Annotated in this window: 14 protein-coding genes and 1 tRNA gene; 7 read left to right on the forward strand and 8 right to left on the reverse strand. The window is 46.2% G+C overall.

Annotated elements, in window-relative coordinates; genetic code table 11:
- Window positions 1-5: 5 nt before the first annotated feature.
- On the forward strand, window positions 6-434 hold the full coding sequence (locus KUA48_RS11605) for an N-acetylmuramoyl-L-alanine amidase (protein WP_118253922.1): 429 nt from the start codon (window positions 6-8) through the stop codon (window positions 432-434).
- Between the two features lie 316 nt (window positions 435-750).
- On the opposite strand, the gene KUA48_RS11610 is transcribed toward KUA48_RS11605, so the two are convergent.
- Together KUA48_RS11610 and KUA48_RS11615 are read right to left on the reverse strand one after the other, a co-directional pair.
- The gene (locus KUA48_RS11610) at window positions 751-1,671 is read right to left on the reverse strand and encodes an Rpn family recombination-promoting nuclease/putative transposase (protein WP_153089298.1); all 921 of its coding nucleotides are present in this window, start codon (window positions 1,669-1,671) and stop codon (window positions 751-753) included.
- Window positions 1,672-2,129: 458 nt separating this feature from the next.
- Complete coding sequence (locus KUA48_RS11615) at window positions 2,130-2,837, reverse strand: DUF4840 domain-containing protein (protein ID WP_218432872.1); 708 nt, start codon at window positions 2,835-2,837, stop codon at window positions 2,130-2,132.
- A gap of 429 nt (window positions 2,838-3,266) precedes the next feature.
- Between KUA48_RS11615 and KUA48_RS11620 the strand changes: the two genes are divergently transcribed.
- The gene (locus KUA48_RS11620) at window positions 3,267-4,151 is read left to right on the forward strand and encodes a DNA/RNA non-specific endonuclease (RefSeq protein ID WP_218432873.1); all 885 of its coding nucleotides are present in this window, start codon (window positions 3,267-3,269) and stop codon (window positions 4,149-4,151) included.
- A gap of 82 nt (window positions 4,152-4,233) precedes the next feature.
- On the opposite strand, the gene KUA48_RS11625 is transcribed toward KUA48_RS11620, so the two are convergent.
- From KUA48_RS11625 to KUA48_RS11635, 3 genes are all read right to left on the reverse strand, one after another.
- Window positions 4,234-4,306, reverse strand: a tRNA-Lys gene (locus KUA48_RS11625).
- A 78-nt stretch (window positions 4,307-4,384) separates the two neighbouring features.
- The gene (locus KUA48_RS11630; RefSeq protein WP_117587408.1) at window positions 4,385-5,512 is read right to left on the reverse strand and encodes an AI-2E family transporter; all 1,128 of its coding nucleotides are present in this window, start codon (window positions 5,510-5,512) and stop codon (window positions 4,385-4,387) included.
- 14 nt (window positions 5,513-5,526) lie between these two features.
- Complete coding sequence (locus KUA48_RS11635; RefSeq protein ID WP_117587407.1) at window positions 5,527-6,111, reverse strand: thymidine kinase; 585 nt, start codon at window positions 6,109-6,111, stop codon at window positions 5,527-5,529.
- A 95-nt stretch (window positions 6,112-6,206) separates the two neighbouring features.
- Between KUA48_RS11635 and rsmI the strand changes: the two genes are divergently transcribed.
- Window positions 6,207-6,971: a 16S rRNA (cytidine(1402)-2'-O)-methyltransferase gene (rsmI, locus tag KUA48_RS11640; protein WP_218432874.1), complete on the forward strand. Its 765-nt coding sequence runs from the start codon at window positions 6,207-6,209 to the stop codon at window positions 6,969-6,971.
- Window positions 6,972-7,041: 70 nt separating this feature from the next.
- Window positions 7,042-7,893 (forward strand): hypothetical protein, encoded by an 852-nt coding sequence (locus KUA48_RS11645; protein WP_153079724.1) that lies wholly within the window; start codon window positions 7,042-7,044, stop codon window positions 7,891-7,893.
- Here KUA48_RS11645 and KUA48_RS11650 read toward each other — a convergent pair whose 3' ends face one another.
- A complete protein-coding gene (locus KUA48_RS11650; RefSeq protein ID WP_117587405.1) occupies window positions 7,894-8,340 on the reverse strand; it encodes a nucleoside deaminase in 447 nt (148 codons plus the stop codon). It abuts the gene before it with no gap.
- A 103-nt stretch (window positions 8,341-8,443) separates the two neighbouring features.
- On the opposite strand from KUA48_RS11650, the gene KUA48_RS11655 reads away from it, so the two are divergent.
- The 3 genes from KUA48_RS11655 to pyrH all read left to right on the forward strand — a co-directional run bounded on the left by KUA48_RS11655 (window position 8,444) and on the right by pyrH (window position 10,384).
- Window positions 8,444-8,821, forward strand: a complete 378-nt coding sequence (locus tag KUA48_RS11655; RefSeq protein WP_022122101.1) for a YraN family protein — start codon at window positions 8,444-8,446, stop codon at window positions 8,819-8,821.
- 34 nt (window positions 8,822-8,855) lie between these two features.
- Window positions 8,856-9,593, forward strand: coding sequence for a biotin--[acetyl-CoA-carboxylase] ligase (locus KUA48_RS11660; RefSeq protein ID WP_217756168.1), 738 nt, complete (start codon window positions 8,856-8,858; stop codon window positions 9,591-9,593).
- An 80-nt stretch (window positions 9,594-9,673) separates the two neighbouring features.
- Window positions 9,674-10,384 (forward strand): UMP kinase, encoded by a 711-nt coding sequence (gene pyrH / locus KUA48_RS11665; protein WP_006847854.1) that lies wholly within the window; start codon window positions 9,674-9,676, stop codon window positions 10,382-10,384.
- A 110-nt stretch (window positions 10,385-10,494) separates the two neighbouring features.
- On the opposite strand, the gene pssA is transcribed toward pyrH, so the two are convergent.
- Together pssA and KUA48_RS11675 are read right to left on the reverse strand one after the other, a co-directional pair.
- Complete coding sequence (gene pssA / locus KUA48_RS11670) at window positions 10,495-11,226, reverse strand: CDP-diacylglycerol--serine O-phosphatidyltransferase (RefSeq protein WP_022122099.1); 732 nt, start codon at window positions 11,224-11,226, stop codon at window positions 10,495-10,497.
- Window positions 11,227-11,297: 71 nt separating this feature from the next.
- Window positions 11,298-11,990: a phosphatidylserine decarboxylase family protein gene (locus tag KUA48_RS11675; RefSeq protein WP_117727847.1), complete on the reverse strand. Its 693-nt coding sequence runs from the start codon at window positions 11,988-11,990 to the stop codon at window positions 11,298-11,300.
- Window positions 11,991-12,032: the final 42 nt, after the last annotated feature.

Consider the following 12,032-nt stretch of genomic DNA (forward strand, 5'->3'; position numbering starts at 1 on the left):
TGCCTATGAGAGACATCGATATGATAGTGGTGCATTGCAGCGGTAGCCGCTGCGATCACCGTTATACGATGAAGATGCTGCGCTACGACCATGTGCATAACAACGGCTGGACTGACATCGGCTACCATTTCTACATCACGCTGGATGGAGTGGTTCATGCCTGTCGCCCGGTAGAGCGTATGGGCTCTCATGCCCTCGGTTACAATGCGCACAGCATAGGCATCTGTTACGAGGGTGGTCTTTCGCCATCGGGCTGCATCAGCGACACCCGCACTCCTAAGCAGAAGGAGGCGATGAAGCATCTTATCCTGGATCTTCACCACCGTTTTCCGGGCATCCGGACCATCCTGGGTCATCGCGATTTGCCTGGCGTTCAGAAAGCCTGTCCGTGTTTTGATGCCACGAAGCTCCAGTACCTCCTGGATGCTTCCTGATTCTCTTCCATTAAGAGGGTTTTTCAAGAGCAGAATCCCTCCGAATTTATTTAACAAGTTAGGGCGCATCCAATCCGGATGCGCCCTTTTTCTTTGTCGTCATATTTCTTTCAGTCAACACTCAACACTCAACATTCAACATTCAACACTCACCATTCTCTAACTTTTTCAGCAACTTTTCCCAGAAATCTCTTGCAGATATGAAAATAAAACCGTAACTTTGCGCTATAGAATTTTAAAATAGATGGTTCATCGTGGCATATAGACCCTTGATTATATGGTGACATTCGTAATCTACATCTCCGCTTTCTGTTTTTTATGAATTGCTCAGATTCTTAATGATTTCCAAAGACAGCTGGGTAGCTTTGGCAACCTGTTCGGCAGAAAGTCCCATTGCCAGCAATCGTTGTGCTGTTTCTGTGTTGGCCTCATGTTTGCCTTCTGCTCTACCTTTTTCCATACCTTCCTTCATGCCCTTTTCCATACCTTCAGCTATACCTTCACGCTTAGCAGTGTCTACGGAATTCTTGATGTCGCGATATGCCATCTTGCTGGTCTCGTACTCCCTCATTTCCTGCGGAGTAAACTTGGCTATCTCGGCTTCCTCGAAGAGGCGGTCGAAAACTTTGTCGCACAGTTCTTTAGGGCGCTGGGTAAGTTTATAGAGGTTCTTCAGAGCATAGAGCCACTTCTCGTAGAGCGTATCCAGTTCTTCCAGGGGTTTGTTGAACTTGGAAATCTCTACATAAATATATTCGAGCTTTTCGTAAAATACTTTGTGGGTAGCGGTGTCGCACAACTGCACATGATGGCGGATTTTCTCCTTGTCGAATGCATCCTCGTTCATGCTGAAGTTGAGCAGGGCTACGGTATAGACATGATTGAGCTTGAAATCCCATTCATTCCCCTTTGGTGCCTGTTCACGGATAGGGAAGGTTGAGTAGAAAAGGGCGCGATCCTTGAAATACGTCTGGTAGGCATTCTGCATTTCTACGATGAACTTCTCGCCGTTTTCGCCCTCGCAATATACATCGAAGATGGCTCTGCGGTCGGTATAGACATCTCCCACATGCTCTGGATTCAGATACGATACGTCCTTCACAACCTGTCTGCCATTAAACAAGCTGTTGAGGAAGCAAATGAGCAAATCCTTGTTCATTGCTGTTCCAAAAATTCGCTTGAAACCGAAGTCGGTCAGCAAGCTGATGTATCTTTCTTCTACCTGCTTCATAATCATCTGTTTAAAAAATCCATGCCGCAAAGGGCGACTCTAGTTAAAAGAATGATAAAACCTTTTCTACCAACATATCATGCTGAGCTTCAACTAAGCCTGATTCAACTTTGTTGATAAAGCCCTCAATCTCACTTTCACTCATAATCCTTAATTATTTTAAATTTAACAATATCCTTAATCTTTGTTGGAATAAGATCTGGTTGCTAAAGTAGTTTTAAATTCTTTGGATGCAAATATACTTCAAAATCTTGATAACGCCAAATATTTGAATGAAATTAACATCATTATTGATCAAATAACTGAACTTCGCATATCAGGAAGTTCAGTAAGTAATAAAAGCATTCTTTGTATAAATGCAACAAGGCGCAACCTTCTCACGAAGACTGCGCCTCTAATAGTTTTCTTTTTTTGTTTAATTTTTAAGAGAGTATTAACATATATATTGTAAGTTTCTAACTTCTTTATTTCTTTTGCTCTGAACTTTGTGGCTCGAAGAACTTAATCTGTGCTCCAGTATATGGTTTTCCTGCTATATTATAGCTGAAAACTATAGGCTTTGGATTCTTCTCATCCTTTGGATCAACTTCGTAACCATAAAGAGCAAAATAAGCTTCCAACTTGCTGGTCTTACTGTCAACCAGTCCTGAATTGTAAATGTAATATGCATTAGCATAAACATAGAAATTGACCTTATGAGTTGCACCACCATACTCCAAATTTACTGTCATTGTTTCTGGATAGAGCAAGAATTGAAGGACTGGTGTAACTGTATAGTAGGTTACAACACTCTTGAAGTTAACCGGCATCTCATATTTCTTCAATGCTTCCTTCAGGTCTTTCGTGTCAGCATTTTCAGGAATGTAACGGGCGAGAATCTTTACAGGGAAGTTGCGAACAGTCATTACAGTGTCTTTGCCATTTCCATAGATTTCTGTAGCAACGTCTAAGGTGTCGATGTATTCCTTTGTACCTTTTTCAGTAACATGCTCATCGCTCATATAAGCGAGTTTACCATTGTGGACACCTGCTGTCTTGAGATAGCAAAGATCCTTTTCTGCTTGTGTGAGCGGCTGATAATAGCTGTTGTTATCATCGCCTGTATTACAAGAAGTGAATGCGAAAGCTGCAACGAAGGCAGCTACAATTGAGAATAATTTGATTTTTTTCATTTTGCTATTATGTTTTGATTCTTATTTTCTCATATTTCTCAGCCTAAATGCACCTCGATATAGTTGCCCGAGGCACTTCAGTTCTTGTATAAAACAAGAAAAGGCGGGAAACTTGCATCACTTTTAGTTAATCTCTGTTAATGCTCTTCATTTGTCCATTTCATAGAGCACTTTTGCCAATGTATCGTAACCTCTGACTTTCAGTTCTTAGTTGTTTGAGCTTTTTACTGTATTAAGTCTAGGTTTGTCTTACATAGCTATGCAAAGTTAGTTTTTTATTTTGAAATACGCAAGAAATTTATGATTTTCTTTCTCTTTTTCGCATAAAAATACTACTTTTGTGGAGATTTTAGGGATTATTCACCTAAAAGCGGAATGAATCGTGTAGACTCAGAGTCTCATGGAAAATGAATTAATGATGAATCTGATATGAAAAAGAAAGTAGGTACATTTAAGATTTGGCTGTTGGCGATAGCCGCAGTAGTGGCGTTTTCTGTCTTGCCGAAGGTTTCTTCGCTGGCAACAGAAGATCAGGCACTTGTTGTGAAGGAGAACAAGCAGGAGGCTGCTGATGCTGCGGGCGATGAACCGTCTGCAGAGAATAAGCAGGAAACTGCTGGAGAGGATGCGAATCTGGAGGCGCAGGGGCTGGAGATTCCGGTATCTAAGTTAAAGGTATCTGAAACCATCAAGCATCGGTTGGCTTATACGGTATCTTATAATCATGATACGCGACAGCCGAATTGGGTAGCCTGGGTGCTGACAGGGGAGCATGCATCTGGTAAGTTGCCGCGCGGTAAGTTTGCTGATGATGAGGAGATGCCGGCACCCGTGGGTACTTTGGCGGATTATTACAACAGTGGTTTGGACAGGGGACACATGTGTCCGGCTGGTGACAACAAATGGAGTCAGCAGGCGATGGATGAATGTTTCCTGATGACCAATATGTGTCCGCAGAACCACAGTCTGAATGCGGGGGTATGGAACACGATAGAGCAGCAGTGCCGCAACTGGGCGAAGCAGTATGGTAAGGTTTATATTGTCTGCGGACCGATATTTCTGGATAAGGAGCATCGCAAGTTGGGTAAGAACAAGGTGGTAGTGCCTGATGCCTTCTTCAAGGTGGTTCTTCATACGGGCAAGAATCCGCAAGCCATCGGCTTTATCTGCCGTAACCAGTCGCAGAAAGGCAGAAAGAAGACGGAATTCGTAAATTCAGTGGATGAAGTGGAGCGTATCACCGGCTATGATTTCTTCCCTCAGCTTCCGGATGATGTTGAGAAGAGGGTAGAGGCTAAGGCTGAAATGTTTTAAAAAGGAATTTCTGCAGTATCCGGTAATAGGATATAACAAAAAAAGGCTTTCCGTAATGGAAAGCCTTTTTCTTGAAGATCTGTGACTCGCATGGGGCTCGAACCCATGACCCCAACATTAAAAGTGTTGTGCTCTACCAGCTGAGCTAGCGAGTCAATCTTCTGCTTTATGTTTCAAAAGCGAGTGCAAAGGTACGGCAAAAATCTGAAATAACCAAATATTTTGCCATATTTTTACTGATTTTCTTCATTTTTATCTGAAATCGGGACATTTTCGCCCGTTTCTTCATGATATTGCGGCTTCTCCTTCGTTACATACCGCTGCCAGTAGGCTATGATGAGCGTTGTGAGCGGAAGGGCTACAATCAATCCCAGGAAGCCCAGAAGTGCACCCCAAACCGAGAGACTCAAGAGGAGAATGGCTGGATTCAATCCCATCGCCTTACCCATGATCTTCGGGGTAACTACCATGTCGGTGATGACCTGCACCACACAGAACACCAGAACTGCCAGACCGAATACCAGCCAGAAGTTCTGACCTGTGTCGGCAGCCTTCAGCATGGCAAGGAATGCCGTAGGGATGAGGGCGAAGGTATGGAGATACGGAACCAGGTCCATGATGCCGATGAGAATACCCAGACCTATCGCCATCGGGAAACCGATGATGGTAAAACCGATGCAGAACATGATGCCCATACAGAGCGCTACCAGTCCCTGACCACGGATATAGTTGTTGAGCTCGCGCTCCACATCCTTCATCAGCGCACTCCAGAACGGACGGTTCTTCTTAGGGAAGATTCTCACCCAGTTGGCTGTCAGCGTCTCATAATCGAGCAGGATGAAGAACATATATAATAAGGTAATCATCGATGCCACGATACTCATCAGTACCGTGGCCGTCTGGCTGACTACCGAGAAGACCTTAGGCATGGTGGTCTTGATGGCATCGCTGAAGTCCTTGCTTTTCAGAAAAAGCTCTATCTGTTCCTGGTTGGCCTGCAGCCAGTCTTTGATCAGCGCCGTCAGGTTGTTGGTATGAGTCGTCTGATGCAGCCATCGTGTCAACACCTCACCGAGTTTGTCAAACTGGTCAATCATCGGAGGGATGATGAGCCACAGCACGCCTCCTATAACAGCGATAGCCGTTCCCATGGCGATGAGGATAGACAGCGCACGTATTCTGATGTGGAGTTTGTTTTCGATAAACTTCACGACCGGATAGAGCAGGTAAGCGAAAAACCATGCAATGAAAAATGGCAGCAGTACGCTGCTCAGATAATTGGTCATGTAGAGCACGGCCAGTACGATGAGGGTAACACCCGCCCATCTTATAAATTTATCAAATGTAATCTCCTTTCCCATAACTGTTCCTTTTGTTATAATTTTTCATTAAGAATCGCCTTCTGGTAGCATTCTCTGCAGAGCGGCTCGTATTCATCTTTCTCGCCCAGAAGCACCCGTTTGTCGTTATTGATCAACCGGTGGCTCACATAGGCGACCGATCCGCACTTTACGCAGATGGCATGAACCTTGGTCACCTCGTCGGCGATGGCACAGAGAGCAGGAATCGGACCGAAGGGAACTCCCTTGAAGTCCATATCCAGTCCTGCCACGATGACTCTCACGCCACGGTTGGCGAGTTCGTTGCATACCTCCACGAGTCCATTGTCCAGGAACTGGGCTTCATCGATACCCACCACGTCGATATCAGAAGCCAATAGCAGTATCGATCCAGAGGACTCAATAGGAGTAGACCGGATAGAGTTCTGATCATGGCTCACTACATCTTCCTCGGAGTAACGAGTGTCAAGCGCCGGCTTAAAGATTTCCACCTTCTGCTTGGCGAACTTCGCACGCTTCATTCTTCGGATCAATTCCTCTGTTTTTCCGGAGAACATCGATCCGCACACCACTTCAATTCTTCCGGGACGGTGCGCCTCCCCAATTAGATTTTCTGTCATTTCGGGGGCAAAATTAATAATAAGGTTTTAAAAAATGCAAAGAAACGCGTTTTTTTTTTGCTATGAAAGATTAATTAACTACATTTGCAGTCAGTATGGGCACATTATACATCGTTCCGACTCCAGTTGGTAACATGGAGGACATGACAATGCGAGCCATTCGCATACTGAAAGAAGCGGATTTGGTACTCGCTGAGGACACTCGAACATCGAGTGTCCTGCTGAAGCATTTCGATATCAGAAATCGATTAGTGGCTCACCATAAGTTTAACGAACATGGCACATCTTCTGCCATCGTAGAGCGACTGAAGGGTGGCGAAACCATTGCCTTGATCAGCGATGCCGGAACACCGGGTATCAGCGATCCTGGTTTTTACCTCGCCCGCGAGGCAGCCAAGGCAGGTATCACGGTGCAGACTTTGCCTGGACCTACGGCATGCATACCGGCCATCGTTTCTTCGGGGTTGCCATGTGACCGTTTCTGCTTCGAAGGATTCATTCCGCAGAAAAAGGGCAGACAGACCTATCTTGAATCATTGAAGGATGAGGTGCGCACCATGATTTTCTATGAGTCGCCTTATCGTGTGGTGAAAACCTTGCAGCAGTTTGCCGAGGTTTTCGGGGATGACAGACTGGTGAGCTGTTGTCGTGAAATATCCAAACTCCACGAGGAGAGTGTGAGGGGTACGCTTGCCGAGGTCATCGCTCATTTTGAGGAGACAGAACCAAGGGGCGAATTTGTCATTGTATTGGCAGGAAAAGATCCCAAACAGCTCAAGGAGGAGATGAAGGAAAAGAAGCGTGAAGAGCGCCGGCAGAAGAAAAACGGGGCTCGCAGGGATGAAGAAAGTAATGAATAAAGTATAGGAAGCGACGCGTTTTACGCGAAAAGATAATTTTTTAAATCAAACATTAAAAAGAAAAATGATTATGAAAAAGCTATTATTTGCGGCATGTTTAGCTGCTTTTTGCTTGACCAGTTGCAACAACGGCAAGAACAACACCCAGGATTTGGCAAATCAGCAGAATGATTCGCTAAACAGTATCATCGCTCAGAAGGATAGCGAAATTAACGATATGATGGGTACATTGAATGAAATCCAGGATGGTCTGAACCAGATCAGTGAGGCTGAGCACAGAGTAACTCTCCTGAAGAACGGTGAGGGTGCCAGTAAGAGACAGCAGCTAAAGGAGGATGTTCAGTTCATCGCTACCCGTATGCAGCAGAACCGCGAACTCCTGGCTAAACTGCAGAAGCAGATGGCTAACAGCTCTTTGCAGGCTGACCAGTTGAAGAAGACCATCGCAAACCTTCAGGAGCAGATTGCACAGAAGGATAAGGAACTCCAGGCGCTTCGCGAGGAGTTAGATAAGAAGGATATTCATATTGCAGCGCTCGACGAGACTATCAACAATCTGAATACCAAGACCTCTCGTCTTACTACTGAAAGCAGCCAGAAGACAGAGACAATCAATGCACAGGACAAGCAGCTCAACACTGCCTGGTACGTATTCGGTACCAAGAAGGAGTTGAAGGAGCAGCATATCATGGAAGGTGGTAAGGTAATGACCGGTAATTTCAACAAGAGTTATTTCACCAAGGTTGATATCCGCAACATTTCTGAAATCAAGTTGATGTCAAAGTCGGCTAAGTTGCTCACTACCCACCCATCCAGCTCTTATGCATTGGTACGTGATGCCAACAAGCAGTATACGCTCCGCATCACCAATCCACAGATTTTCTGGAGCACCAGCAAGTATCTTGTAGTGCTTGTTAAGTAATTATCTCTTTCTCTGAAAGAAATCCTGCATGAGTGCGCGGCACTCATCTTCCAATACGCCCGATGTAACTGTCGTCTTAGGATGCAGTGCATCGGGCGCATATTTTGTATACCCCCTTTTCTCGTCGCTGGCACCATATACCACGCGGCTGATCTGTGCCCATCCCAGCGCTCCGGCGCACATCACGCAGGGTTCTACCGTAACGTAGAGGGTACAGTCTTTCAGGTATTTTCCTCCCAGCATGTTGGCTCCCGAAGTGATGGCCTGCATTTCGGCATGAGCCGTAACATCGGTCAGCATCTCCGTAAGATTGTGGGCTCGCGATATGATCCGGTCCTTACAAACGATGATGGCGCCTACCGGAATCTCGTCTTCATCGAATGCCGCCTGAGCCTCCATCAGGGCACGGCGCATGTATGCTTCGTCTTTATTCTTGATATCTTCCATTGTTTTTCGTGCAAAATTACATAAAAAAGTTTGAAGTGTGGACTTTTTTTGTTATTTTTGCAAGGTAAAAGCATCTTTTGGTGCAAAATAAAGAAAATAGGCTATGGCAGAGCATAATGAATTAGGCAAATGGGGAGAAGACGAGGCTACGCTCTATCTCGAGAATGAAGGCTATGTCGTCATCGACAGAGACTGGAAAGCCGGCAAGCGGGATCTGGATATCCTTGCCGTTTCGCCGGATGGTAAGACGCTGGTTGTGGTAGAGGTCAAGACCCGTTCGGGTGAAGAATACCAGCAGCCCGAGGAAGCCGTAGATGCCAGGAAGATGCGTAATCTGGCAATAGCCGCCAATACTTACGTCAAGGAACAGAAGGTGGAAAAAGAACTTCGCTTTGATATTGTTACCGTGGTAGGGGTAGGGCATCAGGTGAAACGCATCGAGCATCTTGTGGATGCCTTCAACCCGTTGCTGATTGGATAACCCGTTGTGATTCGCTATACATTATTATATAGACATGGAAAAGAAGATTATACGATTAAAGGAAGTGGATTCCACGAATGCCTTCCTGAAGAATTTGGATACTTACGATGAAGATGCGCTGACCATTGCCGTTGCTGATTATCAGACATCGGGCAGGGGACAGGGCGTGCATACCTGGGAGAGTGAGCCGGGCAAGAACCTCCTCTTCAGTATGATGATGTGTCCTAAGTGGGTACCTTTGCGCCAGCAGTTCCTCCTTTCCGAGGCTGGTGCGCTCGCCGTGAAGGACGCTCTTGATTCCTATACGGACGGCATTACGCTGAAATGGCCGAATGATGTGTACTGGTATGACAAGAAAATCAGTGGCACGCTGATAGAGACTGCCATCGACTCCAAGGGCATCAAGCGCTGCATCTTCGGTATCGGCATTGATGTCAATCAGACTGAGTTCCACAGCGATGCGCCCAACCCTGTATCTCTGGCTCAGATTCTAGGCCATGAGGTGGATAGGGAAGAGGTGCTGCAGAAGGTGATTGAGGCTTTCTGCAAATACTATGAACTTCTGCGTCGTGCCGACTATATGGATGTGTCGGGCATCTATCATCTTTCTCTCTACCGTCGCAAGGGCTATCACTGGTATGAGGATAAGGACGGTAAGTTCGAGGGCGCCTTCGTAGAGGTGGAGGACGATGGTCATCTCATCCTTCATGACAAGAAGGGAGTAATACGCTCGTATGCGTTCGGAGAAATCAAGTTCCTGGTTAATAGTTAATAGTTTCTAGTTTCTAGTTAATAGTTTATAGGAGGCTACGCTCTATAAACTGTTAACTGTAAATTGTAAATTAAAATAAAATGGCAAAGTTTAAAAGAATTCTTTTGAAATTGAGCGGCGAGAGTCTGATGGGCAAGCAGAGCTTCGGCATCGACCCAGAGCGCCTGAGTGATTATGCTAAGCAGATAAAGGAGGTCCATGAGATGGGCGTTCAGATAGGCATAGTGATTGGTGGTGGTAACATCTTCCGCGGTTTGAGTGGAAGCCAGAAGGGTTTCGACCGTGTCAAGGGCGACCAGATGGGTATGTGTGCTACCGTTATCAATTCCCTGGCATTGAGCAGCGCACTCGGAGCCTTGGGCGTTAAGAACAAGGTGCTTACTGCCATCCGCATGGAGCCTATCGGCGAATTCTACACCAAGTGGAAGGCGATAGAGGCGATGGAGGCAGGCTATATCTGCATCTTCTCTGCAGGTACAGGCAGTCCATACTTCACTACCGATACCGGTTCTTCTCTCCGCGGTATCGAAATCGAGGCTGACGTGATGCTCAAGGGTACCCGTGTAGACGGCATCTATACCGCCGACCCAGAGAAGGATCCTACAGCTACCAAGTTCAAGGACATTACCTATGATGAGATTTACACCAAGGGCTTGAAGGTCATGGATTTGACTGCTACCACCATGTGTAAGGAAAACAACCTTCCTATCTACGTGTTCAATATGGATGTTGTAGGTAACCTCAAGAAGGTGATGGATGGTGAGGAGATCGGTACGCTCGTACACAACTAAACTTCTCTCAACAGGAAGAAAAAACAAATGCGACTGGATTCACATCTAGCCGCATTTTTCAATTAATAATCTACATAAATACCTAAATATCCCAATAAAGGGGATTTCTTCTATTTCGTCTTCTTCAGATAAATAATCGCCGAGATGATGACGTATGCCACGATGACAAGCCACCAGCCGGTGAGGAAACCGGTCAGACCATCGAGTGCTACCGAAGTAGCGAGGATGATGAGGGTGAGCGCGGCAAAGCCATATTTTACCTCATTGCCCTTGAAACCCCACTGTTTGAACTTCAAGGCGAAAAGAGGCATCTCGCAAACCAGCAGATAGCTGGTGATGAGAATCAGAGCCAGAATGATGAATACCGACCATGAATATCCTTCGAGCCAGCTTGGATTGAACACAATCAGCGAACCCCAGAACAGGGCGTTGGCTGGTGTAGGAACACCGATGAAAGAGGTAGTCTGGCGCTCATCAAGATTAAACTTAGCCAGTCGCAATGCCGAGAAGGCTGCGATGATGAAGGCTGCGTAAGGCAGCCATGGGCGCAAAGGCTCCAGAAAACCCGGATATTCCATCACAAAGAGTTGTGAGAATACGATGGTGGCAGGAGCCACACCGAAGGTTACGTCATCTGCCAGCGAATCCAGCTCCTTGCCTATTGGCGATGAAACGTGCAGCAGGCGGGCGCTCATGCCGTCAAAGAAGTCGAATACGGCTCCGATGATAATCCATAACAATGCCATCTTTGGGTTCCCGCCGAAGGCAAACGATGTTGCGATGCAGCCCGAAACCAGGTTGCAGCAGGTTATCGTGTTTGGAATATGTTTCTTGATACTCATTTCTTTACAGTATATTATGATAGAGTGAAAGCCGGAAGTATGTTCCGGCTTGCCCTCTATCTGTCAATATGTTATTTCAATTTGGCGATGATGGTCTGGTCGCCAGTAGTTGACTGTCCCATCTTTACGCATACTTCTGTACCTACAGGCAGGTAGACATCCACGCGTGAACCCAGCTTGATGAATCCCAGGTGCTCGTCGATGAAGCATTCTTCCCCTTCCTTGGCATAGGTTACGATGCGGCGTGCCACTGCACCGGCAATCTGTCGGCAGAGTACATCCACTCCCTCAGGTGTGGTAATCATCACGTCGGCATGCTCGTTTTCCTCGCTAGCCTTAGGCAGCCATGCCTTGTGGTAGTTGCCGTCCACATGCTTCACGAATTTCACCTTTCCGTCTACCGGGAACCAGTTGGCATGAACATTCCAGAGGCTCATGAAGATGGAAATCATCAGGCGGCGGTCACCGAAGTAGGGAGCATTCTCCACCTCTTCTATCACCACAATCTTTCCGTCGGCTGGTGCTACTACCAGTTTCGAAGTATCCTCTACGTTGAGGTATCTGATAGGGCAACGGTAGAAGTTGAGCACGATACCATATACCGTACCGAACACAACAACAAAAGCCCAGAACGGAATCTTGTTGTCTAAGGTTGTCCACAATATAGCCGCAATGGCTACTAACGCTATCGCTCCGGTAACCAGCTGATCGGTACCTTCGCGGTGCAATCTTATCTTCTTTAATTTCTTTATTTTCTGTCCCATATGGTAGGATTAAGTTTTTATTGGTGCAAAGGTACGTCATTT

Origin of the sequence: Segatella copri, from assembly GCF_019249795.2 — a bacterium.
GTDB classification, from domain to species: Bacteria; Bacteroidota; Bacteroidia; order Bacteroidales; family Bacteroidaceae; genus Prevotella; species Prevotella copri_B.

Bases quoted from the DNA above. Each gene is read 5' to 3' on its own strand.
- KUA48_RS11610 (WP_153089298.1), bottom strand. From the start codon at position 1,671: ATGATTATGAAGCAGGTAGAAGAAAGATACATCAGCTTGCTGACCGAC.
- pssA (WP_022122099.1), bottom strand. From the start codon at position 11,226: ATGAGTATCAAGAAACATATTCCAAACACGATAACCTGCTGCAACCTG.
- KUA48_RS11645 (WP_153079724.1), top strand. From the start codon at position 7,042: ATGAAAAAGCTATTATTTGCGGCATGTTTAGCTGCTTTTTGCTTGACC.
- KUA48_RS11605 (WP_118253922.1), top strand. From the start codon at position 6: ATGAGAGACATCGATATGATAGTGGTGCATTGCAGCGGTAGCCGCTGC.
- KUA48_RS11635 (WP_117587407.1), bottom strand. From the start codon at position 6,111: ATGACAGAAAATCTAATTGGGGAGGCGCACCGTCCCGGAAGAATTGAA.
- KUA48_RS11655 (WP_022122101.1), top strand. From the start codon at position 8,444: ATGGCAGAGCATAATGAATTAGGCAAATGGGGAGAAGACGAGGCTACG.
- KUA48_RS11620 (WP_218432873.1), top strand. From the start codon at position 3,267: ATGAAAAAGAAAGTAGGTACATTTAAGATTTGGCTGTTGGCGATAGCC.
- KUA48_RS11615 (WP_218432872.1), bottom strand. From the start codon at position 2,837: ATGAAAAAAATCAAATTATTCTCAATTGTAGCTGCCTTCGTTGCAGCT.
- KUA48_RS11675 (WP_117727847.1), bottom strand. From the start codon at position 11,990: ATGGGACAGAAAATAAAGAAATTAAAGAAGATAAGATTGCACCGCGAA.
- KUA48_RS11630 (WP_117587408.1), bottom strand. From the start codon at position 5,512: ATGGGAAAGGAGATTACATTTGATAAATTTATAAGATGGGCGGGTGTT.
- KUA48_RS11650 (WP_117587405.1), bottom strand. From the start codon at position 8,340: ATGGAAGATATCAAGAATAAAGACGAAGCATACATGCGCCGTGCCCTG.
- rsmI (WP_218432874.1), top strand. From the start codon at position 6,207: ATGGGCACATTATACATCGTTCCGACTCCAGTTGGTAACATGGAGGAC.
- KUA48_RS11660 (WP_217756168.1), top strand. From the start codon at position 8,856: ATGGAAAAGAAGATTATACGATTAAAGGAAGTGGATTCCACGAATGCC.
- pyrH (WP_006847854.1), top strand. From the start codon at position 9,674: ATGGCAAAGTTTAAAAGAATTCTTTTGAAATTGAGCGGCGAGAGTCTG.